This is a genomic window from Bartonella capreoli (assembly GCF_902813205.1).
Taxonomy (GTDB): domain Bacteria; phylum Pseudomonadota; class Alphaproteobacteria; order Rhizobiales; family Rhizobiaceae; genus Bartonella; species Bartonella schoenbuchensis.
The window spans coordinates 1-428 of record NZ_CADDZX010000256.1 but is presented as its reverse complement, the minus strand read 5'-3'; the positions used below and the strand labels follow the sequence as shown (position 1 = coordinate 428).

General features: G+C 38.1%; 1 pseudogene. It reads right to left on the bottom strand.

The features are described 5' to 3' along the window. A pseudogene (locus J7R05_RS08305) lies at positions 1–428 on the bottom strand (lipoprotein-releasing system transmembrane subunit LolC); the annotation flags it as partial.

The window sequence follows — 428 nt, the reverse complement described above, 5'->3', positions numbered from 1 at the left end:
CGCAGCAACAAGGACAATAAGAGAAAGAATGAAAAACATAACATTGCGTTCAATCTGTAAGGCCGAAAAAAAAGCCTGATTACGCACACGCCAATCAATTAAATAGACCTGCTGATCGATAGCTTTTCCTACGACTGGTTTTATTTGGTCAACAGCGTCAGGATCATTCAGAAATAACTCTAAAGATTGAATCTTATCTCCCAAATTAAAAAACATTTGTGCTTCATGGAGAGGCATAAAGATAAATATTGAATCATATTCAGACATACCAACTTCGAAAATAGCAGTTATTTTATAAGCTTTAACACGTGGTATAACCCCAAAAGGAGTCGCGTCACCGTCTGGTGTAATGATGCGAAGGTTACTCCCAACTGTAAGCCCCAATTTCTCTGCTAAGCCACTTCCAATTGCAATACCTTCTCCTTTAT